Origin of the sequence: Marinobacterium lutimaris (assembly GCF_900108065.1) — a bacterium.
Lineage (GTDB): Bacteria > Pseudomonadota > Gammaproteobacteria > Pseudomonadales > Balneatricaceae > Marinobacterium_D > Marinobacterium_D lutimaris.
Window position 1 is genome coordinate 502,409 of record NZ_FNVQ01000003.1, and the last position, 24,272, is coordinate 526,680.

Below are 24,272 nucleotides of genomic sequence, written 5' to 3' on the forward strand. Positions count from 1 at the left end.
GATCCACTCTGACCTCCCGGAACGTAACTGCTTATGCTTCCGGGAGATCACGATGACTACAACGATTTACCGCTTCACCAACGATCTGAGACTGACCGATAACGCTGCGCTAAGACAGGCAGCGAGCCTGTCCGACAAGCTGCTCTGCGTCTACTGCGTGAACCCCCACTGGTTCCGCACAGGTAATTTCCAGTCACGACCGATGGGCGATCACCGCTGGCGATTTCTCTATCAATCCCTGCGCGACCTGGACCGTCATCTGGAAGCCCTCGGCCAGCGCCTGCTGGTGCTTTACGACAGACCAGAAACCAGCCTGCGCAGGCTCTGCTCGGCGCACAAGGTGGATCTGCTGCTACAGAGTCACCCCAGCTGTTTTGATGAACTGAGTGAATGGGACCGGCTGGATTTCCCCGGTGTTCACAAACGCCTGATCTGGACCCATACGCTGTTTACACCCGATCACCTCCCCTTTCCGGTGGAGCAGCTGCCGAGTTACTTCACCGCCTTTCGTAAAGAGGTAGAGCCACTGCATCCACCCGACACCCTCGCACCGCCCGCTCATCTGCCGCCTCCCCCCGTTACTTCACCGCTTTCGGACTGGAACCAGCTGCCGGATGCGTCCAAAGGCGGCAGCGACCTGAGCGGCGGCAGCGAAGGTGCTGCAGAGAGGCTCGACTACTACTTTTCATCGCGCCTGCCAGACAGCTACAAGGCGACACGTAATGCCCTTCAGGGCAGGGATAACAGCACCGGCTTCAGCCCCTGGCTGGCTAACGGTTCGCTCTCACCCAGAGAGATAGCAGCGGCGCTCTACCGATACGAAGCCCGCCATGGCGCCAGCGAGTCCTCAGGCTGGATCTATTTTGAACTGCTCTGGCGGGAATACTTTCACTGGTACGCGTATAAGCAGGGCTCACAACTGTTTCAGTTCCGCGGTATCAAGGCGCAGCCGCCACTGACCACCTTTTACCCGTCGCGGTTTCGCAAATGGACCCAGGGCGTTACACCCAGCCCGTTGGTGAACGCCTGCATGAACGAACTGCGCGAGACCGGCGGGCTCTCGAATCGGGGCCGACAACTGGCCGCCAGCTACCTGGTCAATGAGCTGAGCCTGGACTGGCGCTACGGTGCCGCCTGGTTCGAGCAGCAACTGGTGGATTACGACCCGGCGGCGAACTGGGGCAACTGGCAATATATCGCCGGCGTCGGCCCGGATCCGCGCGGCGGGCGCCACTTCGATATCGAATGGCAGGGCCGTCAGTACGACCCGGACGGCCAGTATGTGCAACGCTGGAAAGGCAATCTGCCGGCGCTGCCACTGGACAGCGTCGACTGCGCGGACTGGCCGATCGCCCTTGATAAGCCCAAGGATGAGGAAAGCCGGCGTGAATGAGCGCCCGCTTATCCAGGTCGTCTGGTTCAAGCGTGATCTACGCCTGAATGATCACCAGCCTCTGGTCGATGCGCTGGCAACCGGTCTGCCGACCCTGCTGCTTTATGTCCTGGAAACAGAGATACTGCGGGACCCTCATCTGAGCGCTCGCCATTGGCGCTTTATCCGCCAGTCGCTGGATGAGATGGACCAGCAGCTTCGCCCTTTCGGCACCCAGGTCAGTATCCAGAACGGTCACATACTCGATGTTCTTACGCAGGTTTCATCGCGCTACCGTATCAAGACACTGTTTAGTCATCAGGAAACGGGAACCGATATCACCTTCCAACGTGATAGAAGGGTTGCGGGCTGGTGCCGGCAGCAGGGGATCGACTGGCTCGAGTCTCCCAGCGGCGCGGTGATCCGCGGGTTAAAAACCCGCGACGACTGGGACGATCACTGGTATCACGTAATGCGCGCACCGCTGGCGCAGCCGCAACTTTCACGGCTGAGACCGGTTTACCTGGAACCGCTTTCCAGCCCGAGCTCCAGCCCAAATTCCAGCCTGAACTTGCCGAAGGAAAGCGAGGAGGATTCGGCTCATTTCCAGCGCGGCGGTGAGCTGCAGGCCTGGGCAGTAATGAAGAGCTTTCTCAACGATCGCGGCCGCTCGTATCGCTATTCGCTCTCCAGTCCCGAGCAAAGCCGCACTCACTGCTCCCGGCTATCGCCTTACCTGGCCTGGGGCAACCTGAGCCTGCGCCAGGTCTACCAGCGAACAAGCCTGCAGCGTAGTTACCCGGACTGGAGTCAGAGCCTGCGCGCCTTTGCCTCGCGGCTGCATTGGCACTGTCACTTTATCCAGAAGTTCGAAAGCGAATGCGAGATGGAGTTTCGCCCGGTCAATCGCGCCTACGAAGCGCTGCCCTATCGACAGGACAACCGCGTTGAACAGGACCTCGCCGCCTGGCTCGCCGGCAAGACCGGCTTCCCGCTGGTCGATGCCTGTATGCGCGCGCTGCACACTACCGGCTATATCAACTTTCGCATGCGCGCCATGCTGGTCAGCTTTCTCTGTCATCACCTGAATATCGACTGGCGGCTTTGCACCCAGCCTCTGGCACGCCTGTTTCTCGACTATGAACCGGGCATCCACTATCCGCAGATACAGATGCAGGCGGGAGTGACCGGCACCAACACCATCCGCATCTACAACCCGGTCAAACAATCCCAGGAGCAGGACCATCAGGCGCGTTTCATCCGCCAATGGGTGCCGGAGCTGCGCGACATTCCCATCGATCTTATCCACACGCCCTGGTCCGCGGGTCCGCTGGAGCGACAGATGCTCGGGCTGGAATGCTATCCGGAACCGGTCATCGACCTGGATACCGCCAGCGCCGCCGCCCGGGAACGGCTCTGGAGCTGGCGTGAGCGCGAGGATGTGCGCAGCGAAGCCCAGCGTATTCTCAAAAGACACGTATGCCCGCCCAGAGAAAAGGAACTGGCCCGTGCACGCTAAGCCGCATCTACCCAGTAAGCTCTGCCCGGTCTGTGAGCGTCCGTTCAGTTGGCGCAAGAAATGGGCCCGGGAGTGGGAATCAGTGATCTACTGTTCCGAGCGCTGTCGACGCTCGAAAAATCGACGGGCGCAAGACAGCCCTGCGTTGCAAGAAACCTAACCCAAACAAGAAAAAGCAACATGAAAAACAGCGAGCACTGCAGCAGCACCCTGCGCCTGATTCTGGGCGATCAACTGAACGCCTCACACAGCTGGTTTCGGGAAAAGAACCCACACTGCATCTACCTGATCGCCGAACTGAAGCAGGAGACCGGCTATGTGCGCCATCATGTGCAGAAGGTCTGCGGTTTTTTCCTGGCGATGCAGGCGTTCGCAGCCGCATTGGAAAAGGCGGGACACCGGGTTATCTACCTGACACTTGATGACACCGCCGACTGCAGCAGCCTGCCGCAGCTGCTCGACCGGGTGATCGAGGAACAGGCGATCGGCTCGTTCGAGTTTCAGCGCCCGGACGAATACCGGCTGCTGGAACAGCTGCGCCACTACGCCGCCGATCTCGACCTGCCCAGCCGGGAGGTCGATACGGAACACTTCCTGCTGCCCTTCGATGAGCTGTCGAAAGAGTTCAAGGCCGATACGGCGCATCGCATGGAGGCGTTTTATCGCCGCATGCGTAAACGCCACGATATCCTGCTGGAAAATGGTGAGCCGGTAGGCGGTCAGTGGAACTTCGATAAGGAGAATCGCGAATCGCTGAAGCCCGAAGATCTGGAGCAACTGCCAGAGCCGCTGCTGTTAGCCAACGATGCCAGCCAGGTACTTAAGCGACTGGAGCGCCACCAGGTCGAGACTTTCGGTACGGCGCAGCAACCGCTGATCTGGCCGATCAGTCGCAGCCAGGCGCTGGATCTGCTGAACTACTTCTGCGAACATCTGCTGCCCAACTTCGGCCGTTTTCAGGATGCGATGACCCGGCAAACGCAGCAGCGCTGGAGCCTTTACCACTCAAGGCTCTCCTTCGCCCTGAACGCCAAAATGCTGCATCCACTGCAGGTGATCCGCCAGGCGATAGCCGCCCGGGAAGCCAACCCGCAGCGAATCAATCTGGCGCAACTGGAGGGGTTCGTGCGCCAGATTCTTGGCTGGCGCGAGTTCGTCCGCGGCATCTACTGGGCCAATATGCCGGGCTACGAATCGCTCAATGCGCTGGCGGCCGATCGCAAGCTGCCGGCCTACTTCTGGAGCGGCGATACACAGATGAGCTGCATGCAGGAGTCCCTGGGGCAATCGTTGGAATATGCCTACGCGCACCATATCCAGCGACTGATGGTGATCGGTAACTTCTGTTTGATCGCGGGGATCGATCCGGACGAAGTGGATGAGTGGTATCTGGGTGTCTACGTGGATGCGATCCAGTGGGTTGAGCTACCCAACACCCGCGGCATGAGTCAGTTTGCCGACGGCGGCCTGCTGGCCAGCAAGGCCTACGCGGGCTCGGGTCAGTACATCTCGCGGATGAGCGATTACTGCAAGGGATGCCACTACAGGGTCAGCCAGAAAACCGGGCCGCGCAGCTGCCCGTTTAACAGCCTCTACTGGGACTTTATGCTGCGCCACCGCGAACGCTTTGAACTCAACCCGCGTGTTGCCATGCTCTATCGCAACTGGGATCGCCAGAGCGAGGAGAGCCGTACGGCCATCCTCGATCAGGCGAAGAGCTACCTGTCACGGCTCGAAAGCCTGTGACCCAGGCGCGCTATCCGCTTAAAGGTGACCCGGGTTACGCAGGTCACGCTCGTCGGCGGGTGGCGGCGTCCACTGGTAGACCCAGGTCTCGGTCAGCGGCTGGCCGTTGGCTTCGAGATAGACGCGCAGATTAACCGGTTCAGTGCTCTCGGTCGGCACCAGGTCAAACATGGCGCGGTAGCCGCCAATGGCGTTCTGGGGACGTGCTGACGCAATCTCCACCTCGCCGGACGACGCCGTAATGACCGGCTTAACCTCGGTATCCTTACCCAGCATATCGAGCATGCCGCCGGCGAAATCGATCACGAAGCGCTGGCTGTAATACTCCCGTTTCTGACCAACCACGCCGCCGATACCGGTAAAGGTATCCACCACGCGGGCCGCTTCAGGCTGTACCGGTGCCGTGCCACCCCAGTAGAGGTTGTAACTGAACAGCAGCTCCTGCCCCGGCTCCACCGGTTCGGCCGGATTCCAGAAGGCGACGATGTTATCGAAGGTCTCATCGAGGGTCGGTATCTCAACCAGCTGCACCGAACCCTTGCCCCAGTCGCCCAGCGGCTCTATCCACAGGCTCGGACGGCGATCGTAGAACACCCCGTCATCCTGGTAGTGATCGAAGTCCCGGTCCCGCTGCAGCAGGCCAAAGCCTTTGGGGTTTTCATCGCTGTAGGCGTTAAACCTGAGCGACTCAGGGTTAGTCAACGGACGCCAGATCCACTCGCCGTTGCCGGTATGCATCGCCAGGCCGTCGGAGTCGTGGATCTCCGGGCGCCAGTCCCAGCCAACGCGGCGGTCATTTTCACCGACCATATACATACTGGTCATCGGCGCGACGCCCAAGCGCTCAATGGGGCGGCGCGGATAGATCGCCGCATCCACCTTCATGGTCAACCGAGCTCCCGGGCGGATATCGAAACGGTAGGCGCCGGTGACGCTGGGCGAGTCCATCAGCGCATAAACGGTCGTCACGTCACTGCCGGGCTTGGGATCTTCAAGCCAGAAGTCGGTGAACATGGGGAACTCTTCAGGCCTTGGCAGGGCCGTATCGACAGCGAGACCGCGGGCAGAGAGACCATACTGCATCTCCTTGCCCACGGCCCTGAAATAACTGGCGCCCAAAAAGGCGATCACATCGCGAGCCCAATCGTTGTGATACTGCAGACGGAAGCCGGCAAAGCCGAGGTCATCCGGCATGGAACGGCCATTAACGCCGGAATCACCATAACTGAACAGGGATGATGAATACTCCACCGGGCTCGACTCACCCTCTTTCAAGCGATGTATCTGCACCGGCGTGTCGAAGTAAAGGCCCAGGTGAAACAGCTCACCGCGAAAGCGCACATCCTTATCATCGCGCCAGAGCGCTTCATCCTTGTTGTAACTGAGCTGCTGATAGTCATCCCAGCTCAACCCTTTAAGCGCTTCGGGCAACTGTCCCTTATGGCTGTAATAAGGTCCCTGTGCCGACTGCTGCGCCTGACCTTTCAGCCAGGCATAGCTGAACGCCTCCCCTTCGGCTGGTTCGACAGCCGCGGCAGAAGCGCTTGTCGCAAGGCCCAGCGCAAGCGCCAGACCGGTTAACAGGCGTGCGTTTACTCCTCGGTTTTCAAAGCCGGATTTCATAAGCGTCCTTTTCTTCCATGTTCCGTTAATGCCTCCCTCAATGGCTATTTCACCGACCACTTTTATGAGTAGTGGAGGCACGGCTCATATTTAGAGACTGCATGGAAAGCAAAAGGTTGCCCGCGTTAAGACGCCGCTTCGCCACCCCATTAACACCGCCGGGAAAGCGGCACCGAAGTGTTGTTCATTTTTTCACCGGCAGACAACAGCGGAAGGTCTACACTAGTTGGGTGTCAATCAACAGGGAGCCCCTCATGACGTACAAAAAACCGGTTTTCAAAGAGACCCATCAGTCCATCGCCGAGCAAACCCGTAACTACCTGAAGTCCGGCGGCAAAATCGAGGAGGTGCCCGCGGGCTTTACCGGCCAGGCCAAGCTCACCGATAAACAGAAGCACTATCTGGCACCCTCGTCGGGACTGCCTAAGACACACCTGAAAAAACCGGGCCTCTAACTTAGATTCGCTCACGCCCTTTTACACAGGGCTATGGATCACCGCGCTAACAAAAGCCGCTGTGTTACACTTCGCGCCTCCCAGACACCGAGCATCCTTGCTTTTTCACCGGAGGTAGCATGAGCATCAACGAAGAGCAGTTGGCCTTTGACCAGGCCCATATCTGGCACCCCTACTCCTCAATGATCAATCCACCGCCGATGACTCCGGTGGAGTCTGCCACCGGCGTGCGCCTCAAGCTCAGTGACGGACGTGAACTGATCGACGGCATGGCGTCCTGGTGGTCGACGATACACGGTTATAACCACCCGCGACTGAATGCCGCCGCCCATACCCAGATCGACAGGATGTCCCACGTCATGTTCGGCGGCATCACCCATGAGCCAGCCATCGAGCTGGCCCGTAAGCTGGTAGAGATGACGCCGGCGGGACTGGACCGGGTATTTCTCGCCGACTCTGGTTCCGTATCCGCCGAAGTCAGCATGAAGATGGCGATCCAGTACTGGCACGCCCGCGGTAAACCGGGCAAGCACCGCATGCTGTCGCTACGCAACGGCTATCACGGCGATACGTTCGGCGCCATGTCGGTCTGCGACCCGGTTACCGGCATGCATGAACTGTTCAGCGGCGTGCTTGCTCAGCAGTTCTTTATCCCCCGCCCAGAAACCCGCTTCGGCCAGCCACTGCTGGAGGGCGATCTGGATGCGCTGGAACATATGCTCAGTGAACACGCCGATGAGATCGCCGCGCTGATCCTCGAACCTATCGTCCAGGGCGCAGGCGGCATGTACTTCTATTCCCCGGAATGGCTCAAGGGCGCTCGCGCGCTCTGTGATCGTTATGAAGTGCTGATGATCGCCGATGAGATCGCCACAGGCTTTGGTCGCACCGGCAAGCTGTTCGCCTGCGAACATGCCGGCATCAGCCCGGACATCATCTGCCTGGGCAAGGCGCTGACCGGCGGCTACATGACCCTGGCAGCTACGCTGACCACCGCCCATATTGGCGAAACCATCTCCAAGGGCGGTGCCGGCTGCTTTATGCACGGCCCTACTTTTATGGGCAATCCGCTGGCCTGCGCGGTGGCCAATGAAAGCCTTACCCTGCTGCAGGAGCAGGATTGGCAGGCGGAAGTGTCTCGCATAGAAGGCCAACTGAAACAGAAGCTGGCTCCGGCAGTGGAACTCAACAACGTGGAAGAGGTGCGAGTCCTGGGCGCCATTGGCGTGGTTCAACTGCATGAGCCGGTAACCCTGGCCGAGATCCAGCCGCTGTTCGTCGACGCCGGTATCTGGGTGCGTCCGTTCGGCAAGCTGGTGTATGTGATGCCGCCCTACGTGATGAGCAACGATGATCTAGCGACCTTGTGCGGCGGAATCATCGAAGTGTTGCACGGGCTCGAAAGCTGAACCCGGGGTTTTAAGCTAGTCTAATGCTCAGGAGCGGGCGCGCCCTGCTCCTGCTTTCAGGATCTATCAGGGAGTTAAGATTCCATGGCACGCATCCGTATCGACATGCCGGAAAATTATCTGTTCAGCACCGAAATCCCGATCAGAATCAGCGATATCAATTACGGTGGCCACCTGGGCCATGACTCGGTGTTATCGCTTATTCACGAGGCCAGGGTCCGCTTTCTTAAGCTGTACCACTACACCGAACTGGATATCGAAGGCGCCGGACTGGTGATGTCCGATAACGCCATCGTCTACAAAGCGGAAAGTTTCTACGGCGACAGTATCCAGGTGGATATAGCCCTGGGCGACTTCAACAAGTACGGCTGCGATATCTACTATCTGCTGACCAACAAAAAAACCGCGGTGGAGATCGCCCACGCCAAAACCGGCGTGGTGTTCTTCGACTACGAGGCGCGCAAGATCCGTCCAATCCCTGAGCAGTTCCGCACCCAGGTGTTGAAGATCACCGGCTAAAGCCCCGGCCCAACCTGCGCCCGGACTTACTCGTCCGGGCCGTAATCGTAGCCGTGAGCCAGGTTTTCGAAACGGGTGTACTTACCGATAAACGCCAGGCGCGTGGTGCCGATAGGACCGTTACGCTGCTTACCGATAATGATCTCGGCCACCCCTTTCTCCGGGCTGTCCTCGTTGTATACCTCATCACGGTAGATAAACATGATGACGTCGGCATCCTGCTCGATGGCGCCGGATTCACGCAGGTCCGAGTTAACCGGGCGCTTGTTGGGTCGCTGCTCGAGGGAGCGGTTCAGCTGCGACAGCGCCACCACCGGACACTCCATCTCTTTCGCCAGCGCTTTCAATGAGCGCGAGATCTCCGAGATCTCCTGGGTACGACCTTCGTTCTTACCGTTTTTCATCGACATCAGCTGAAGGTAGTCGATCATGATCATCCCCAGCTCGCCATGCTCACGTACAATACGACGGGCGCGGGCGCGCATCTCATTGGGGCTGATACCAGCCTGGTCATCGATATAGAGTGGTTTGTTCTTGAGCATGTTGACCGCCGCGGTCAGCCGCGGCCAGTCATCCTCTTCCAGCTGACCGTTACGCACCTTGGTCTGATCGATACGCCCCAGTGACGAGAGCATACGCGAGACCAGCTGGTCGGCGGGCATCTCGAGACTGAACACCAACACCGGCTTGTCGGTGCCCATCAGCGCATTTTCCACCAGGTTCATGGAGAAGGTGGTCTTACCCATGGAGGGACGCGCTGCAACGATAATCAGGTCAGAGGGCTGCAGACCGCCGGTGCGGGCATCCAGATCATCAAAGCCGGTGGTGGTGCCGGTCATCGCATCGGAGTTGTTGAACAGGGTATCGATACGATCGACGGCCCGCTTCAGCAGTGGGTTGATCGGCTCCGGGCCACCCTGGTTGGGGCGGCTCTCGGCGATTTCAAAGATCTTCTGCTCCGCCTCGTTGAGAATCTCTTCCGAGGCACGGCCCTGAGGTTCGAAGGCGCTGTCTGCAATCTCGTTGGCGACTGAAATCATCTGCCGCAGCAGAGCGCGGTCTCGCACGATCTCTGAATAGGCGCGGATGTTGGATGCACTGGGCGTGTTACGCGCCAGGGAAACCAGGTATTCAAGCCCGCCGGCTTTCTCCAGCTCACCGATACGATCCAGCTCTTCCGACAGGGTCACCACGTCGATGGGACGGCTGTCGTCGATCAGCTTCTGCATGGTGCGGTAGATCGAACGGTGATTGCCGCTATAGAAATGCTGGTCCAGCACCACCTCGGATACGGTATCCCAGGCGTTATTGTCCAGCATCAAGCCACCCAGCACGGACTGCTCGGCTTCCATCGAATAAGGAGGTACTTTGGCGCCTTCAAACGCCTCGTCGGTCTGCTCCGCGGTATCCACTACAACCTGTCTCGCATCAAGGGAAATCAGAAAGAAGTCTAGTCTAAAGGCTCGCTGGCGGATGCAAAAGAGCCGAACCCAAGGAGCTCAGCATCGCCTCTGTTTCAGACATAAAAAAACGCCGCAGTCCCGAGGGAATGCGGCGCTTTTTCGAGCGTTAACGCAAATTATTCAGCGACAACAGTCAGCTTCATAGTTGCGGTAACTTCCGGGTGCAGCTGCAGAGCAACTTCGAACTCACCAACGGTGCGGATAACACCAGCCGGCAGGCGAACTTCGCTCTTCTCAACGGCGATACCGGCTTCGGAGATCGCATCAGCGATATCGCGAGTACCGATAGAACCGAACAGCTTGCCTTCGTCACCAGCTTTAGCGACAACAGACAGCTCCAGATCGTTGAACTGATCAGCGCGAGCCTGGGCAGCAGTCAGCTTCTCAGCTTCAGCCTGTTCCAGCTCTGCACGACGCTCTTCGAAACGTGCTACGTTGCCTTCGGTAGCCGGAACGGCTTTGCCCTGCGGGATCAGGAAGTTGCGGCCGAAACCACCCTTTACTGAAACCTTGTCGCCAAGCTGACCCAGCTTGCCGATGCTCTCGAGCAGAATTACTTCCATCTCGTAAACCTCATCATATCTGCAGCCGGGGCTGCAGGTTTAATTCCTATCCGGTTGACGGGACTGCCCCGTCTCACCTCAAACCTTGTTCATCCGTGCAGCAGCCGAAGCTGCTACACCAGGGGTTCCGGCCAGGCCGGGAAGCCCTTAGATGTCGTGGCTGTCAGTGTACGGCAGCAGAGCCACGTAACGGGCACGCTTGATAGCGGTGGCCAGCTGACGCTGGTAACGCGCTTTGGTACCGGTGATGCGGCTCGGAACGATTTTGCCGGTTTCAGTGATGTAGCCTTTCAGGACATCCAGATCTTTGTAGTCGATCTCTTTAACGCCTTCAGCGGTGAAACGGCAGAACTTGCGACGACGGAAAAAACGTGCCATCTGAACTCTCCTTAAAATTACTCTTCTGAAGCGGCTTCAGCGTTCTCTTCAGCAGGTTTTTCCTGCTTGTCAGAGCGCTCTTCGCGACGCGGTTTACGATCTTCACGTGCTTCAGCAGCTTTGATCGGAGAAAGTTCAGTGATTGCTTCTTTACAACGGATAACCATGTTACGCAGCACGGCGTCGTTGTAACGGAACAGGTTAGCCAGTTCGTCCAGCTCTTCCTGACCACATTCAACGTTCATCAGCACGTAGTGTGCCTTGTGAACATTGTTGATCGGGTAAGCCATCTGACGACGACCCCAGTCTTCCAGGCGGTGGATCTGACCGTTAGCACCTTCGATGAGGGCTTTGTAACGCTCGATCATAGCCGGAACCTGCTCGCTCTGGTTCGGGTGAACCAGAAAGACGATTTCGTAATGACGCATTATTGCTCCTTACGGGTTAATAGCCTTCGCATCAGACAGCGCCCGAGGTCCATAAAAAACCATGAACAAGGGCATTTATTGCCGGCCGACCGAAAGCAAGGAGTTAAGTATTTAACAGTATATGCCGAAAATATCGGACGCGAAATCATACCCGCAGGGCCTGTAGAATACAAGCCCGGAACGGGTATGCATTGAGCGGTGAGACCTGGGCTTATTCGGCCTCAATAATCTCGAAACTGTGGCTGATCTCAACGCCGCCTTTCTCCAACATCAGCGATGCGGAGCAGTACTGCTCGGCGGAAAGCTTGACCGCGCGCTCGACGGCAGCGGGCTTGAGCTTGCGACCCGTGACCACAAACTTGACGTGGATCTTGGTAAATACGGAAGGCACTGTATCGGCCCGCTCCGCCTCGATCTGGGCGACGCAGTCGGTTACATCCTGACGCGCCTTGCGCAGGATGCTCATCACATCGACGCTGGTGCAGCCACCGAGACCCGCCAGCAGCAGCTCCATCGGGCGCGGCCCCTGTTTCAGGTCACGGTCGATCATTACATCAAAGCCGGAATCGGTCTGCGCCTTGAAGCGCTCGTCGCCATCCCAGTGTACGTTGACGTTCATCGTCATCTTGTCGCTATCCTTTAATTAAACAGTTCAGCCAGCTTCAGACCCGGTTCAGGCGCCCGCATGAAGGCTTCGCCAACGAGGAAGGCATTAACGCCGTGGCTGCGCATGGCGGCCACATCTTCCGGCGCCAGAATGCCGCTTTCGGTCACCACCAGACGATCGGACGGCACCTGATCGAGCATGGCGAAGGTGTGATCCAGGGACACTTCGAAGGTGTGCAGGTTGCGGTTATTGATACCGACCAGCTTGTTGCCCAGCGGCAGTGAGCGCTGCAGCTCCTCTTCGTTGTGCACCTCGATCAACACATCCATACCCAGTGACAGCGCCAGCGCGTTCAGCTCGGCCAGTTTGTCATCGCTCAGCGCGGCAACGATCAGCAGAATGCAGTCTGCGCCGATAGCGCGGGCTTCATACACCTGGTAGGGCTCAACGATAAAATCCTTGCGGATCACCGGCAGTTCACAGGCTGCCCGCGCCTGCACCAGGTACTCGTCGGCGCCCTGGAAAAAGTCGACGTCGGTCAGCACCGACAGGCAACTGGCACCGCCCTGCTCGTAGGAGCGGGCGATCTCGGCCGGGTGGAAAGGATCGCGGATCACCCCCTTGGAGGGGCTCGCTTTTTTGATCTCAGCGATGACCGCAGAGCGACCGGCGTCCAGAGAGCGCTGCATACTGGCAGCGAAGCCGCGGGGATCCGCCGCCGTGCCCTTGTGCGCCTCAATCTGGTCGCTCAGTTCCTGTACGGAGACCTTGGCCGCCCGCGCTTCAATCTCTTCGTATTTACGGGCAATTATTTTTTTCAGTACCGTCGGTGTATCGGTCATTATTTTCAGTCCTTCAGTGACTGGCTGAATGCCGCCAGCTCCTGCATTTTCTTCAGCGCCGCACCGGATTCGATCGCTTCGATCGCACGCTGCACGCCTTCCTGATGAGAACCTGCCTGACCGCTCAGGTAGATCGCCGCACCGGCGTTCAAAGCAACCATCGCCACCGCTTTGCGTGATGCCGTGCTCTTGTCACCGGAGAACGCCGCAGTGATCAGGTCCAGCGATTCCGCCGGGCTGTCCACCACCAGGCCGATCAGACTCTGGCTGTCGACACCCAGATCTTCCGGCGACAGGCGGTACTCTCTGATCTCACCGTCTTTAAGCTCGGCCACGTAGGTGTGAGTCGCGAGGCTGATCTCGTCGAGACCATCATCGGCGTTCACCACCATAATGTGTTCGCCACCCAGTTTCTGCATCACCTCTGCCATGGGGCGGCAGAGTTTTTTGGTGAACACGCCGATCACCAGGCGCTTGGCGCCGGCCGGGTTGGTCATCGGGCCAAGAATATTGAACAGGGTACGGGTGCCCAGAGCGCGGCGGGCGCCGATCGCATGCTTCATCGCGCCGTGATAGCCGGGAGCGAACATAAAGCCGACCCCGACCTCATCGATACAGCGGGCCACCGCATCACCGGGCAGATCCAGGTTGATACCCGCCTGTTCCAGCAGGTCGGCGCTGCCGCTGCTGGAGGAGACGCCGCGGTTACCGTGCTTGGCGACATGCACACCGCAGGCGGCGGCAACGAAGGCACTGGCGGAGGAAACATTGAACAGGTTGGCGCCATCACCGCCGGTACCGACGATATCGACCAGCGGCCCGCTTTTGGCGTTGACCGGTGAGGCCAGCTCGCGCATCACCTGGGCGGCGCCGGTGATTTCGTCGATAGATTCGCTTTTCATGCGCAGCGCTACGAGGAAACCCGCGATCTGTGATTCGGTGCACTCGCCAGTCATTACCTGACGCATCACGTCCACCATTTCGTCACGACTGAGATCAATATGATCGATCACCCGCGCCAGCGCTTCTTTGATATCCATGCAGTCGCCTCTTATCCGCGATTCAAAAAGTTCTGCAGCAGCTCGTGCCCCTGCCGGGTCAGTATCGATTCCGGGTGAAACTGTACCCCTTCCACATCCAGTTCACGATGCCTGACGCCCATGATTTCGTCGTTTTCACCCTGATCATTGCGGGTCCAGGCGGTCACTTCCAGCACCTCTGGCAGCGTTTCCTTCTCCAGGATCAGAGAGTGGTAGCGGGTCACACTGAGCGGATTTTCCAGCCCACTGAACACCCCCTCGCCACGGTGATAGACCGGGGAGGTTTTGCCATGCATCACCTGGCGTGCACGAACCACCCTGGCGCCAAACACCTGGCCCAGCGCCTGATGGCCGAGACAGATACCCAGTATCGGCAGACGCCCGGCAAAATACTCGATCGCCTGTAGTGAGATGCCCGCCTCGTTCGGCGTACAGGGACCCGGCGAGATCACCAGATGGGTCGGTGCCAGGGATTCGATACCCGCGAGGCTGATCTCGTCATTGCGACACACCCGCACCTCGGCACCGAGTTCCCGAAAATACTGCACCACGTTATAGGTGAAGGAGTCGTAATTATCGATGATCAGCAGCACGCCGGATGAACCTCACTACAACATCTGACTGGGGTGCAGGCGGTTAACCCCCAACCTGTTCTGTCCGGCGCACCGGCAAAGCGGCCATGATACAACAGCTCAGCGGCCGAGCCCATCCGCAGCCCGCCGCTGAAGTAAGAGCCGAGGTCACAACGGCCGTTCGCGCTCCTCGCTTTCGAGCTTGATACCGGCAAAGCTTTCCTGCACGCGGCTTGGCACTACCATACGCTTGCTGGTGCTGCGGTTTTCACCTGCGTTGACCGTTTCAACTACGCGTGAGCTGTAGAGGGTGTTACCCGCTTCATCCTGAAAGTGCAGCTCCAGCACCATATCGAAAGGGGTTGCGCAGCGGTTTTCCACCTGCGCTTCCCAGGCCAGCTCACTGCCACCAAACTGGGTCTCTTCCATTTCATACTTCATATCGCCAACCTTCACACACTCGCCCTCGGCCGCAGCCTCCTGTACTGGCTCTGCAGAAACCGCCAGCGGCGCGAACAGTATTCCCATGGCGACGATCACATTACGTAACATCGATAACCCCATTGATTGATTAAATCCCTGTTGTGGCAAGCAGAATGCATGCCACGGGCGCACAGCCCTATTTTCCAGCGCCAAACCCGGCAAATCTACTGGGACACAGTCTTTTACCCTGTATACTTTTGACACATGAGCCAATTCAACTCCGTAACAAAGCTGACCCTTGCCCTGCGCAACCCGCCGCTAACCCTCGCCCTGATTGGTGCGGTGATTCTGCCATTCATTTTCATTCTTGCGCTCACCGGAACCTATGCCATTCAGGTTCTGGAGCAACACACGCGCACCCGCATGGAGGAGGATATCGAGCTTATCGCTCGCGCCATCCGCCTGCCATTAAGCCACGCGCTGGAGCGTGGACACGAGGTGACCGTGGAACAGGCGCTGGAATCCGCCTTCTCCATCAACCGTGTCTATGGGGTCTATGTTTACGATGAAAAGGGCAAGGTCGTGTATACCAGCGGCCGCACCGGCGCCGAGATGCCGTCGGAACGGGCCCAGACCCTGGCCGAAGATGGCCAGCGCCGCGGCGAGTTCGCCCAGGCCGGCACGGTGGATATCTACTCCTATTTCGTGCCCCTGACCGACAGCGGCGAACGGGTCATCGGCCTGCTGCAACTGACCCGCCGCGGCAGCGACTTCGACCACTACCTGCAAAACATACGCGTTCACGGGCTTAGCGTGCTGATTATCTCCGGCCTGCTGCTGACCGGCGTTATCCTGCTCGGCCAGCGCCTGATCGTGGGGCGGCCGCTGCAGCGCATCAACGCGGGCCTCGAGCGGATCCGGCAGGGGCACAGGGACTATGCCTTCGCCGCCCAGGGTCCCGCCGAACTGGTCTCGCTCAGTCGCTCCCTCAACCGTATGCTCAACTCTATCGATGCCTCGCATCAGCGCCTCAATGAACAGCAGAAGCGTGAAGAGGCGCTGAAGGATCAGCTCTACCAGTCGCAAAAACTCGCGGCCATCGGTCAGTTGGCCGCAGGCGTAGCCCATGAGCTCGGCTCCCCCCTCGCCGTAGTGGATGGCAAGGCCCAACGCCTGCTGCGCCAGCCCGACCTGCCGGAGAAGCTCAGCCGCGACCTGAACAGTATCCGCACAGAGAGCGCCCGCATGGAGCGGATTATCCGGCAGCTGCTCGACTATGGCCGCAGCAATCCGCTGGACCTCAAGCCAGTCGCCGTGGAGATACCGATCCGCAGCGCATTGAACACCCTGCTCGCCTCACAAACCGAGGAGCTCGACATCGAGCTGGAGCTGGCGCCAGAGCTCGAGTCTCTGCGGCTCAACGTCGACCGCATCCGCCTGGAACAGGCCCTGATCAACCTTCTGCACAACGCTTGTCAGGCAGCGAGCAGCCGCGTAGTGATCCGGGGCGTCAAGGAGGACTCACAGCTGCTGATCAGCTTTAGTGACGACGGGGAGGGATTCGACGAAACCATCCGCAGCCAGCTGTTCGAACCGTTCTTCACCACAAAACCTACCGGCCAGGGCACCGGCCTTGGGCTTGCCGTCGCCCACGCCGCCGCCCGCGACCACAAGGGATCTATCAAGGCACAATCCAACGGCCGCGACGGTGCCTGTTTCACGCTCATACTGCCCATTGACGAGCCCCGCCAACACGAACCCACTAGCAAGGAGTTAACCCATGTCGACCAGAGCTGACCTCAACGCCAGCATTCTTATCGTCGAGGATGACTCGGGGTTACGCGAACTGATTCAGGAGGAGCTGCAGGACGCTGGCTACCAGGTGAGCAGTGCTGGCAGTGCCGAACAGGCCGGCGAGCAGATAGCCCGGACCTACCCGGACCTGGTCATCAGCGACCTGCGCCTGCCGGGCGAGGATGGTCTTTCATTGCTGAAAAGCACCCGCTCACTGGCGGGAGCGCCGGCGTTTATCGTAATCACGGCGTTCGGCACCATCGAGCAGGCGGTCAGCGCTCTGCAGTTGGGCGCCGACGACTTTCTCACCAAGCCACTCAATCTTGAGCACCTGCGGCTCAGCGTCGCTCGCGCGCTTGAGCGCCAGGCACTGGAGCGCGAGGTGGACCGCTACCGCCGTATGCTCAACGCCGGTGACTTTCATGACATCATCGGCCGCAGCACGCCGATGCGTCAGCTGTTTGAGCAGATCCGCCGTATCGCCCAGGCCGATGGCCCGGTGCTGGTCGGCGGCGAAAGCGGCGCCGGCAAGGAGCGCGTGGCCCGCGCCATCCATGCCGAGAGCGAGCGCCACAACGGCCCCTTTGTCGCCATCAACTGCGCCGGCATTCCCGCCGAGCTGCTGGAAAGCGAGCTCTTCGGCCACAAGGCGGGCGCCTTCACCGGTGCCCAGAAGGCGCGCAAAGGCCTGTTCGCCGAAGCCGACGGCGGCACCCTGCTGCTGGACGAAATCGGCGAAATGCCGCTGCAGATGCAGTCCAAACTACTGCGCGTATTGCAGGAAGGCAGCATCCGTCCGGTGGGCGACAACCACGAGCACGCCATCAACGTCCGCATCATCGCCGCCACCAACCGGGACCTGGAACAGGAAGTGGAAAAGGAGGTGTTCCGCGCTGACCTGTTCTACCGCCTGGAAACCTTCAGTATCGAGATTCCACCGCTGCGCCAGCGCGGTGACGATATCGACCTGCTCACCGCCCACTACATCGCGCGTTTCGGCGCCACACGGCCGGAGCCGGTCACCGGTATCTCCACCGAAGCCCAGCAACTGCTGCGTCAATATCCCTTCCCCGGCAATGTGCGCGAACTGGCCAACGCCATCGAGCGCGCCAGCGTCTTTGCCCGCCATGAACAGATTCAGCCGGAGGATCTGCCTGCACGTATCCGTCGCCACTCCGGCACCCAGCCAGAAAGCAGCGCGCTGCTGGAGAGTCTGCTCGGAGGCAGCGAACTGCCGCCCCTGCGTCAGGTGGAGCAGCGCTATGTACAGCATGTACTTGAGCGCAGCGACGGCAACAAGCGCCAGGCCGCGCTGACCCTTGGGATCGGCCGGCGCACCCTGTATCGCTACCTGGAGGAATCCAGCTAGCCGAGCGGGTTCAGGCAGGCTCATGTGCCGAATCGACACACTCATATTGGCACCGCCACAGCAGGAATTCCGCTGCAACCCCGATGATACGGGCATTTAGCAAAGCTGGCACAGCCCCTGCTTTGTTCAGGTAGAGTCGCACCGAAAGGCGCACTCCATCTGAATAAGCTAACGGAGGACTTCATGTCAGCATTTAAAATTGGAACCGGTCTCGCCCTCGCTGCTGCCCTGCTTACCGCACCCGCGCTGCAGGCCCAGGAAAGCAACGGTCAGCAAAGCACTGGCCAGGAAGCCCAGCAATACAGTGCGCCGGCCAGCCAGCAGCCTCAGGTCGAGGTAGATGATGCTACCGTCGCAAAATTCGCCGACGCCTATGGTGAAGTGGTCGCGCTGCAGAACGACTTCTCTACTCGACTGCAGAATATCGAAGAGCCGACCGAAGCCCAGGCACTGCAGGAGGAGGTACAGTCCGAAATGATCAACGTGGTGCGTGAAAAAGGCTTCTCCGTACAGGAATACAACGCCATCGCCCAGCGCGTCAGCCAGGATCCTGAACTCCAGGCACAGCTTGAAGCCCTGATGACCAACAGCTAAGCCTGTTACTCTCAGCACCCGGAGAGGCCCGCCCTCTCCGGTCACTCTTTAGTTCTTTACCTCTTTGCCCCTTCCCCCCTTGCCTCCAGAATCCTGTAACCTTCCCGTTTAGCGTCTCCGGCGGAAGGCTGGCAACCCCGCCAGCGAGCCTTTATCCTGACCTCTGCGAGGCTTTTCTGCCCCGAACACTGAAGATCCAATGCATACAGCCGAGAGCCCGATGACTGAGAAACCCTTCGCTCCCTCCTGCGAAAACAACAAAACACCGATTCTGGATATACTGCTGGATGCCTTCAGCGACCGTACTCTGGTGCTGGAGATCGGCAGCGGTACCGGACAGCACGCGGTGCATTTCGCAGCGGCGCTGCCCCATCTGCAGTGGCAGACCAGCGATCTGGAGGAGAATCATGCGGGGATAAAACTCTGGCTGGAAGAAGCGGCCCTGGACAACCTGCACCCGCCTGTCGAACTGGATGTAACCCAGGCTGACTGGCCAGAAGGTTTCGATGCGGTGTTCACCGCCAACACCACTCACATCATGCCCTGGACAGCGGTGATCGAGATGATCGGCCGCATCGGTGAGCAATTGCCCAACGGCGGCGTGTTCTGCCAGTACGGGCCATTCAACTATAACGGGGAGTTCACCAGCCCCAGCAACGCCGGTTTCGACCGCTGGTTGAAGGAGATAAACCCGGCGCGAGGCATCCGTGACTTTGAAGCAGTTGAACAGCTGGCCAACAAGGCCGGACTCAGGCTCGTCGCTGACCACGCGATGCCCGCCAACAACCGCCTGCTGGTATGGCGCAAGCAGGGCTAAAACACCCGGCTTACTCACTTTCAGTCACCACCAGGTTCCCCAGATCCGCCGCCGCGGCTTGCGCATAATTTCGGGGTGATCATAGCGGTGCAGCAACTGCTCTAACGGCAGACGCTCGCTCTGATCCATCTCCTGCTCCAGCACCAGTAGCCGCTCAACCCGCTCTGCGGTGCGGGGATGGGTCCTGAGCAGCGACGGATCCGGCACCCGGTTGCCGGGTGCCAGGATATGCTCGATCCAGCCCCCCTGAGCCTTCTCGATCCGCTCCAGCGCTCTTGCCAGCCCCCGGGGATCCCCCGTCAACCTGGCAGCACCCATATCGGCGGCATACTCCCGGGTCCTGGACAACGCCAACTGCGCCAACGCACTGAGCAACGGCGCAATCATCAACAGCAGAATCAACCACCAGTTGATCGTGACCATCCCCAGCAGCATCAGCGGCAGATTCATCAGGAGCAGGATCTGCCCCACAAATGCCATCATGCTGGTCATGCGGCTGAACAGGTCCGCCAGACCCATCACCCAGAGATCGTTATGGCGGATATGGCTGATCTCATGGGCCAGCACGCCAGCAAGTTCTCGCAGTTCCAGCTGACGCATCATCGCATCGCTGAGCGCCACCGCCGAGCGCCCGGAGAACCCCACCGAGAAAGCATTCATCACCCGGCTGGGAATCAGGTAGATCTCCGGTTCTTTCTCCAGGCCGGCGCGCTCGCAGAGCCAGCGCGTCAGTTCACTCAACGCCGGCGCATGGGTCTTCTGCAGCGGTTTGGCACCATAGAGCTTCATCACCCAGCGCGGCGACAGGGCCGGATTGAACACCAGGGTCAGCAGACCGACGAGCAACAGCAGCGCGACGCCGGCACCGCCCCAGAGCTGCCAGCCCAGTGCTGCCATAAAGCCGCCCATAAACAGAATCAGCAGCGCAGACTCCAGCGCATTCAACAGCGCCTGACTACGCCAGTATCCTCCGTTTTTACTCTGTCGCATCTCCTCCTCCTGATGAATACCACTCCCTTACCCGGTTACAGACCAACAAACGTCAACGTTTCGAAGCGGAGTTCTGCACCGGGCGCTATGTTAGTATCAGCGCTTTATTCAACCTCTGTATAGCGTTAGATGGATTCACTGCCGATCGATTCAATCCTGCCGGAACTGCTTAACGCCCTGAACGAGCGTGACGAGGTGGTCCTCGAAGCACCGCCCGGCGCCGGTAAAACCACCCGTGTCCCCCTGGCCCTGCTGGATCGGCCCTGGCTCGGCAAGCAGAAGATCCTGATGCTGGAACCACGCCGCCTGGCCGCCCGTGCCGCTGCCGAGCAGCTGGCCAGGCAACTGGGCGAGAAGCCCGGTGAAACCGTGGGTTACCGTATCCGCCTGGATACCCGCGTTGGCCCAAACACCCGCATCGAGGTGGTCACCGAAGGGATACTGACCCGCATGCTGCAGTCAGATCCCGGGCTGGAAGGCGTGGGACTGGTGATCTTCGACGAGTTCCATGAACGCTCATTGGACGCAGACCTGGGCCTGGCACTGGCACTACAGGGGCGCGAACTGCTGCGCGATGAGCCGCCGCTGAAACTGCTGGTGATGTCCGCGACCCTGGACGGAGAAGCGATCTCCGGGCTGCTCAATAACGCCCCCATCGTACGCTCCGAGGGGCGCAGCTTCCCGGTGGATCATATCTACACCGGCCGTGCCGAACCGGGCGAGTGGATAGAACCGCGCATCACCAAGGTGATCGAGCAGGCCGTAGCCGAACGCAGCGGCAGCCTGCTGGTATTTCTGCCGGGGCAGGCGGAGATCCGCCGTGTGCAGGAGGCGCTGGAGACAAGCTTCAGCCAGCGCAACGATCTGCTGATCGCGCCGCTATACGGCGAGCTTTCGCTGGAGCAGCAACGCCGCGCCATAGCACCTACACCCGCCGGACAGCGCAAAATCGTGCTGGCCACCGCCATCGCCGAGACCAGCCTGACCATCGAAGGCATAGACACGGTGATCGATTCCGGCCTGTCACGCCAGGCCCGCTTCGATCCCGCATCCGGCATGACCCGCCTGCACACCACCCGCGTCTCCAGCGCCGCTGCCACCCAGCGCGCCGGCCGCGCCGGCCGCCTGGGCCCCGGTTACTGCTACCGGCTCTGGTCCGAAGGGCAGCAGGAGCAGCTTGCCGCTTTTACGCCGCCGGAGATTCAGCAGGCCGACCTCGCGCCGCTGGTGCTGCAACTGATGCGCTGGGGCTGCATGGATGCGAGCGAGCTAAGCTGGCTGGATACGCCGCCAACGGGTGCCTGGCAACAGGGGCTTGAACTGCTCGACCGCCTCGGTGCCATCGAGCATCTCGACAACGGCCGCTGCCGGCTCAACGACCATGGCGAGGCGATGGCACGCTTCCCGGCGCATCCGCGCCTGGCTCACCTGCTGCTGATCGGTGCCCGCAAGGGCTTGCTGCCCCAGGCTGCCGATATCGCCGCCCTGCTCGGTGAGCGCGATCCCCTGCGTGACAGCAGCACCGACCTGTCCCTGCGGCTGGAGTGGCTACGCGGCGGCGATAGTCGCAGCCAAAGCAGTAAAACCAATATGGGTCAGCGCCAGCGTGTAGGTCAGCTGGCAAAACAGTTCCGCCAGCTGGCCCAGCAGATCGACCCGAGCCAGCCTGTATCCGACCCCGACCATCCACGATGGACGGGCTTTCTGCTCGCATGCGCCTACCCCGACCGTATCGCCCGCAACCGCCGCAGCGGCGGCAACAGCTTCAGACTGGCCGCCAACCGAGGCGCCGAACTGGATCCATCCGACCGCCTGACCCGGTTCGACTGGCTGGTGGTAGCGGAGCTCAGCAGCCGCAATGGCGATGCCAGCGATCGCATACGCCTGGCTGCTGCGCTGGAACCCGCACTGTTCGATGATCATCTCAGCGAGCTTGTACAGAGCCGCGAACACGTAGAGTGGAACGAACAGGAAGGTCGTCTGATCGCCGAACAGCAGCGCCGCGTGGGCCAACTGGTGCTGGACTCCCGCCCGCTTGATGCCAGCTCCGCAGCAGCGCGCCAGACCGCGCTGATCGCCCTGGTACGCAAACGCGGCTTAAGCCTGCTGCCCTGGAGCGATGAGCTGAACGCCTGGCGTCAACGGGTCGCCTTTTGCCAGCGCCATGCAGAAGAGCAAAGCTGGCCCGATCTATCGGACAAGGCGCTGCTCGACACCCTTGAAAACTGGCTGGGGCCTTATCTGGAGTCGGTCAGCCATATCAATCATTTCGCGAGACTAGACCTCGCCGCCATCCTTAAGGCGCAGCTACCCTGGCCGCTGCCACAGCAGCTGGATGAGCTGGCACCGCAACGGATTCCCGTACCCTCCGGCGCGCGCCTGGGCATCGATTACAGCGAAGAGCCGCCGGTACTGGCTGTAAAACTCCAGGAGATGTTCGGCTGTACCCGCACGCCCACCCTGGGCTTTGGCGTTGCGGTGAAACTGCACCTGCTATCCCCGGCCCGACGCCCACTGCAGGTCACCCAGGATCTGGCCGGCTTCTGGCAGAACAGCTATCCGGAGGTCAAAAAGGAGATGAAGGGGCGCTACCCCAAGCATCCCTGGCCGGATAATCCGCTGGAAGCGGTGGCCACCGCCAAAACCAAAAAAGCCCAGGGCTGAGACGCGGACCGAATCAGGTTAAAATAGCCCGCGACCCTAAGTTAAAAGCAGAGTTAACAGTGTTGGAAAAACCTACGTTGGAAAAACCTACCCCACCGATGGATGGCGAGTGCTGCGAGAGCGAATGCAGCCCCTGCGTCTGGGACACCTATTACGAAGAGATGAACGCCTGGCGCCAGGCGGAAGCGGAACGTAAGGCCGCAGAGGCTGCTGCGGGCGATAACGCCGGGCAGCAGAGCTAAACGCCATGCAGGCCCAGCTTGAGGTACGCAGCTACAGCGCCGAGGTAAACCGCCACAGCCACCGCTACCACCAGCTGGTGCTGCCGGTGAGCGGCTCTCTGGAGATAGAGATCGGCTCCCAGGGGGGCGAAGTAGCCGCGCATCGAGCCGCCGTGATTCATGCCGGTGAAACCCACTGTTTTCAGGCCCAGGGCGCCAACCGCTTTCTGGTTGCGGACCTGCCACTGAACTGCAGCGACAAACTCGAGCCGCTACCGGCCTTTCTCAGCCTGAACGCTGACACCCTGGAATACGCTGCTATTCTCGGGCGGATGCTGCAGAAGCCGGCTAACGCTGATGCCCTGCAGCGGGCCAGCTGCGATCTGCTGCTTGAGCTCCTCTCGCGACACACAACAGATCTTAACCAGAGCATCGACCGCCGCCTGCTGCTGGCCAAAACCTACCTCGACGAAACCTTCGCCGGCCCTATCAAGCTTGAGCAGCTCTGCGCTATCGCCCATCTGAGCAGGCGCCAGCTACACACCCTGTTCCTGCGTCAGCTTGGCTGCGCGCCCTCTGAATACCTGCTACGGCTGCGTATGAACCACGCGCGTCGCCTGCTGATCGAGACCGAAGAGAGCATTCAGCGCGTGTCCGAGCAGTGTGGCTACCAGAACCTGGCGGCCTTCAGCGACCGCTTCCGCCGCCACTTCGGCGTCGCACCCAGCCACTACCGTCGCAGATTGCACTAAGCCACTGCACCACCGCTCACATCACCTCTTTAACAAGCAAGAGTGCCAGATCGGCAAAGACCGGTATTCAGGCAACCGCTAACATAGGCGTTTAGCTTTCCTGTTTTGTTGT

The 24,272-nt window shown here is 60.0% G+C and carries 25 protein-coding genes; 14 read left to right on the forward strand and 11 right to left on the reverse strand.

Translation table 11 applies throughout. The features are described from left to right. Window positions 1-52 precede the first annotated feature (52 nt). The 4 genes from C4S72_RS16660 to C4S72_RS16675 are packed head-to-tail and all read left to right on the forward strand — an operon-like array spanning window position 53 to window position 4,637. Window positions 53-1,393, forward strand: a complete 1,341-nt coding sequence (locus tag C4S72_RS16660) for a DASH family cryptochrome (protein ID WP_104004286.1) — start codon at window positions 53-55, stop codon at window positions 1,391-1,393. Continuing rightward, complete coding sequence (locus C4S72_RS16665) at window positions 1,386-2,891, forward strand: FAD-binding domain-containing protein (RefSeq protein ID WP_235009172.1); 1,506 nt, start codon at window positions 1,386-1,388, stop codon at window positions 2,889-2,891. Before C4S72_RS16660 ends, C4S72_RS16665 begins: the two co-directional genes overlap by 8 nt. Further along, complete coding sequence (locus tag C4S72_RS16670) at window positions 2,812-3,051, forward strand: DUF2256 domain-containing protein (protein WP_200826817.1); 240 nt, start codon at window positions 2,812-2,814, stop codon at window positions 3,049-3,051. Before C4S72_RS16665 ends, C4S72_RS16670 begins: the two co-directional genes overlap by 80 nt. A 20-nt stretch (window positions 3,052-3,071) precedes the next feature. Then, window positions 3,072-4,637, forward strand: coding sequence for a cryptochrome/photolyase family protein (locus C4S72_RS16675; protein WP_104004289.1), 1,566 nt, complete (start codon window positions 3,072-3,074; stop codon window positions 4,635-4,637). 18 nt (window positions 4,638-4,655) lie between these two features. Here C4S72_RS16675 and C4S72_RS16680 read toward each other — a convergent pair whose 3' ends face one another. Beyond that, a complete protein-coding gene (locus C4S72_RS16680) occupies window positions 4,656-6,260 on the reverse strand; it encodes a glucan biosynthesis protein (RefSeq protein WP_104004290.1) in 1,605 nt (534 codons plus the stop codon). 254 nt (window positions 6,261-6,514) lie between these two features. On the opposite strand from C4S72_RS16680, the gene C4S72_RS16685 reads away from it, so the two are divergent. The 3 genes from C4S72_RS16685 to C4S72_RS16695 all read left to right on the forward strand — a co-directional run bounded on the left by C4S72_RS16685 (window position 6,515) and on the right by C4S72_RS16695 (window position 8,643). Then, window positions 6,515-6,715 carry a hypothetical protein gene (locus C4S72_RS16685; RefSeq protein ID WP_104004291.1) on the forward strand — a complete coding sequence of 67 codons (201 nt, stop codon included), beginning with the start codon at window positions 6,515-6,517 and terminating at the stop codon, window positions 6,713-6,715. 119 nt (window positions 6,716-6,834) lie between these two features. Next, entirely contained in the window at window positions 6,835-8,124 is a 1,290-nt protein-coding gene (bioA, locus tag C4S72_RS16690) for an adenosylmethionine--8-amino-7-oxononanoate transaminase (RefSeq protein ID WP_104004292.1), read from the forward strand. A gap of 84 nt (window positions 8,125-8,208) precedes the next feature. Next, the gene (locus tag C4S72_RS16695) at window positions 8,209-8,643 is read left to right on the forward strand and encodes an acyl-CoA thioesterase (protein ID WP_104004293.1); all 435 of its coding nucleotides are present in this window, start codon (window positions 8,209-8,211) and stop codon (window positions 8,641-8,643) included. Window positions 8,644-8,669: 26 nt separating this feature from the next. Here C4S72_RS16695 and dnaB read toward each other — a convergent pair whose 3' ends face one another. The 9 genes from dnaB to C4S72_RS16740 form a co-directional block, all read right to left on the reverse strand. Beyond that, window positions 8,670-9,995, reverse strand: coding sequence for a replicative DNA helicase (gene dnaB, locus C4S72_RS16700; RefSeq protein WP_235009180.1), 1,326 nt, complete (start codon window positions 9,993-9,995; stop codon window positions 8,670-8,672). Window positions 9,996-10,222: 227 nt separating this feature from the next. After that, window positions 10,223-10,669 (reverse strand): 50S ribosomal protein L9, encoded by a 447-nt coding sequence (gene rplI, locus C4S72_RS16705; RefSeq protein WP_104004295.1) that lies wholly within the window; start codon window positions 10,667-10,669, stop codon window positions 10,223-10,225. Between the two features lie 147 nt (window positions 10,670-10,816). Continuing rightward, window positions 10,817-11,047: a 30S ribosomal protein S18 gene (rpsR, locus tag C4S72_RS16710; RefSeq protein ID WP_104004296.1), complete on the reverse strand. Its 231-nt coding sequence runs from the start codon at window positions 11,045-11,047 to the stop codon at window positions 10,817-10,819. Between the two features lie 17 nt (window positions 11,048-11,064). Continuing rightward, window positions 11,065-11,475 (reverse strand): 30S ribosomal protein S6, encoded by a 411-nt coding sequence (rpsF, locus tag C4S72_RS16715; RefSeq protein ID WP_104004297.1) that lies wholly within the window; start codon window positions 11,473-11,475, stop codon window positions 11,065-11,067. A gap of 211 nt (window positions 11,476-11,686) precedes the next feature. Then, the gene (locus C4S72_RS16720; protein WP_200826827.1) at window positions 11,687-12,094 is read right to left on the reverse strand and encodes an OsmC family protein; all 408 of its coding nucleotides are present in this window, start codon (window positions 12,092-12,094) and stop codon (window positions 11,687-11,689) included. Between the two features lie 20 nt (window positions 12,095-12,114). Continuing rightward, window positions 12,115-12,924 (reverse strand): indole-3-glycerol phosphate synthase TrpC, encoded by an 810-nt coding sequence (trpC, locus tag C4S72_RS16725; protein WP_200826818.1) that lies wholly within the window; start codon window positions 12,922-12,924, stop codon window positions 12,115-12,117. A 5-nt stretch (window positions 12,925-12,929) separates the two neighbouring features. Next, a complete protein-coding gene (trpD, locus tag C4S72_RS16730; protein ID WP_104004300.1) occupies window positions 12,930-13,964 on the reverse strand; it encodes an anthranilate phosphoribosyltransferase in 1,035 nt (344 codons plus the stop codon). Between the two features lie 11 nt (window positions 13,965-13,975). After that, on the reverse strand, window positions 13,976-14,557 hold the full coding sequence (locus C4S72_RS16735; protein ID WP_104004301.1) for an aminodeoxychorismate/anthranilate synthase component II: 582 nt from the start codon (window positions 14,555-14,557) through the stop codon (window positions 13,976-13,978). A 147-nt stretch (window positions 14,558-14,704) separates the two neighbouring features. After that, on the reverse strand, window positions 14,705-15,088 hold the full coding sequence (locus C4S72_RS16740) for a hypothetical protein (RefSeq protein ID WP_104004302.1): 384 nt from the start codon (window positions 15,086-15,088) through the stop codon (window positions 14,705-14,707). Between the two features lie 135 nt (window positions 15,089-15,223). Between C4S72_RS16740 and C4S72_RS16745 the strand changes: the two genes are divergently transcribed. From C4S72_RS16745 to C4S72_RS16760, 4 genes are all read left to right on the forward strand, one after another. Beyond that, window positions 15,224-16,756 (forward strand): ATP-binding protein, encoded by a 1,533-nt coding sequence (locus tag C4S72_RS16745; protein WP_104004303.1) that lies wholly within the window; start codon window positions 15,224-15,226, stop codon window positions 16,754-16,756. Further along, window positions 16,740-18,122 (forward strand): sigma-54-dependent transcriptional regulator, encoded by a 1,383-nt coding sequence (locus tag C4S72_RS16750; RefSeq protein ID WP_104004304.1) that lies wholly within the window; start codon window positions 16,740-16,742, stop codon window positions 18,120-18,122. Before C4S72_RS16745 ends, C4S72_RS16750 begins: the two co-directional genes overlap by 17 nt. Window positions 18,123-18,305: 183 nt before the next feature. Then, on the forward strand, window positions 18,306-18,716 hold the full coding sequence (locus C4S72_RS16755; RefSeq protein ID WP_104004305.1) for a DUF4168 domain-containing protein: 411 nt from the start codon (window positions 18,306-18,308) through the stop codon (window positions 18,714-18,716). 220 nt (window positions 18,717-18,936) lie between these two features. Continuing rightward, window positions 18,937-19,533, forward strand: coding sequence for a DUF938 domain-containing protein (locus C4S72_RS16760; RefSeq protein ID WP_104004306.1), 597 nt, complete (start codon window positions 18,937-18,939; stop codon window positions 19,531-19,533). A gap of 24 nt (window positions 19,534-19,557) precedes the next feature. Here the strand turns inward: C4S72_RS16760 and C4S72_RS16765 are convergent, their stop codons facing one another. Beyond that, window positions 19,558-20,523, reverse strand: a complete 966-nt coding sequence (locus C4S72_RS16765) for a zinc metalloprotease HtpX (protein ID WP_104004307.1) — start codon at window positions 20,521-20,523, stop codon at window positions 19,558-19,560. A gap of 129 nt (window positions 20,524-20,652) precedes the next feature. On the opposite strand from C4S72_RS16765, the gene hrpB reads away from it, so the two are divergent. The 3 genes from hrpB (at window position 20,653) to C4S72_RS16780 (ending at window position 24,160) form a co-directional block, all read left to right on the forward strand. Continuing rightward, a complete protein-coding gene (gene hrpB / locus C4S72_RS16770) occupies window positions 20,653-23,187 on the forward strand; it encodes an ATP-dependent helicase HrpB (protein WP_104004308.1) in 2,535 nt (844 codons plus the stop codon). Window positions 23,188-23,264: 77 nt separating this feature from the next. Then, entirely contained in the window at window positions 23,265-23,429 is a 165-nt protein-coding gene (locus C4S72_RS16775) for an oxidoreductase-like domain-containing protein (protein ID WP_104004309.1), read from the forward strand. A 5-nt stretch (window positions 23,430-23,434) separates the two neighbouring features. Further along, window positions 23,435-24,160: an AraC family transcriptional regulator gene (locus C4S72_RS16780; protein ID WP_104004310.1), complete on the forward strand. Its 726-nt coding sequence runs from the start codon at window positions 23,435-23,437 to the stop codon at window positions 24,158-24,160. The last annotated feature ends 112 nt before the right edge of the window (window positions 24,161-24,272 follow it).

What these genes read in the sequence shown, in the direction of transcription:
- C4S72_RS16660 (WP_104004286.1), top strand. Translation starts at nt 53, where the DNA reads ATGACTACAACGATTTACCGCTTCACCAACGATCTGAGACTGACCGAT.
- C4S72_RS16670 (WP_200826817.1), top strand. Translation starts at nt 2,812, where the DNA reads ATGTGCGCAGCGAAGCCCAGCGTATTCTCAAAAGACACGTATGCCCGC.
- C4S72_RS16675 (WP_104004289.1), top strand. Translation starts at nt 3,072, where the DNA reads ATGAAAAACAGCGAGCACTGCAGCAGCACCCTGCGCCTGATTCTGGGC.
- C4S72_RS16680 (WP_104004290.1), bottom strand. Translation starts at nt 6,260, where the DNA reads ATGAAATCCGGCTTTGAAAACCGAGGAGTAAACGCACGCCTGTTAACC.
- C4S72_RS16685 (WP_104004291.1), top strand. Translation starts at nt 6,515, where the DNA reads ATGACGTACAAAAAACCGGTTTTCAAAGAGACCCATCAGTCCATCGCC.
- bioA (WP_104004292.1), top strand. Translation starts at nt 6,835, where the DNA reads ATGAGCATCAACGAAGAGCAGTTGGCCTTTGACCAGGCCCATATCTGG.
- C4S72_RS16695 (WP_104004293.1), top strand. Translation starts at nt 8,209, where the DNA reads ATGGCACGCATCCGTATCGACATGCCGGAAAATTATCTGTTCAGCACC.
- dnaB (WP_235009180.1), bottom strand. Translation starts at nt 9,995, where the DNA reads ATGGAAGCCGAGCAGTCCGTGCTGGGTGGCTTGATGCTGGACAATAAC.
- rplI (WP_104004295.1), bottom strand. Translation starts at nt 10,669, where the DNA reads ATGGAAGTAATTCTGCTCGAGAGCATCGGCAAGCTGGGTCAGCTTGGC.
- rpsR (WP_104004296.1), bottom strand. Translation starts at nt 11,047, where the DNA reads ATGGCACGTTTTTTCCGTCGTCGCAAGTTCTGCCGTTTCACCGCTGAA.
- rpsF (WP_104004297.1), bottom strand. Translation starts at nt 11,475, where the DNA reads ATGCGTCATTACGAAATCGTCTTTCTGGTTCACCCGAACCAGAGCGAG.
- C4S72_RS16720 (WP_200826827.1), bottom strand. Translation starts at nt 12,094, where the DNA reads ATGAACGTCAACGTACACTGGGATGGCGACGAGCGCTTCAAGGCGCAG.
- trpC (WP_200826818.1), bottom strand. Translation starts at nt 12,924, where the DNA reads ATGACCGATACACCGACGGTACTGAAAAAAATAATTGCCCGTAAATAC.
- trpD (WP_104004300.1), bottom strand. Translation starts at nt 13,964, where the DNA reads ATGGATATCAAAGAAGCGCTGGCGCGGGTGATCGATCATATTGATCTC.
- C4S72_RS16740 (WP_104004302.1), bottom strand. Translation starts at nt 15,088, where the DNA reads ATGTTACGTAATGTGATCGTCGCCATGGGAATACTGTTCGCGCCGCTG.
- C4S72_RS16745 (WP_104004303.1), top strand. Translation starts at nt 15,224, where the DNA reads ATGAGCCAATTCAACTCCGTAACAAAGCTGACCCTTGCCCTGCGCAAC.
- C4S72_RS16750 (WP_104004304.1), top strand. Translation starts at nt 16,740, where the DNA reads ATGTCGACCAGAGCTGACCTCAACGCCAGCATTCTTATCGTCGAGGAT.
- C4S72_RS16755 (WP_104004305.1), top strand. Translation starts at nt 18,306, where the DNA reads ATGTCAGCATTTAAAATTGGAACCGGTCTCGCCCTCGCTGCTGCCCTG.
- C4S72_RS16760 (WP_104004306.1), top strand. Translation starts at nt 18,937, where the DNA reads ATGACTGAGAAACCCTTCGCTCCCTCCTGCGAAAACAACAAAACACCG.
- C4S72_RS16765 (WP_104004307.1), bottom strand. Translation starts at nt 20,523, where the DNA reads ATGCGACAGAGTAAAAACGGAGGATACTGGCGTAGTCAGGCGCTGTTG.
- hrpB (WP_104004308.1), top strand. Translation starts at nt 20,653, where the DNA reads ATGGATTCACTGCCGATCGATTCAATCCTGCCGGAACTGCTTAACGCC.
- C4S72_RS16780 (WP_104004310.1), top strand. Translation starts at nt 23,435, where the DNA reads ATGCAGGCCCAGCTTGAGGTACGCAGCTACAGCGCCGAGGTAAACCGC.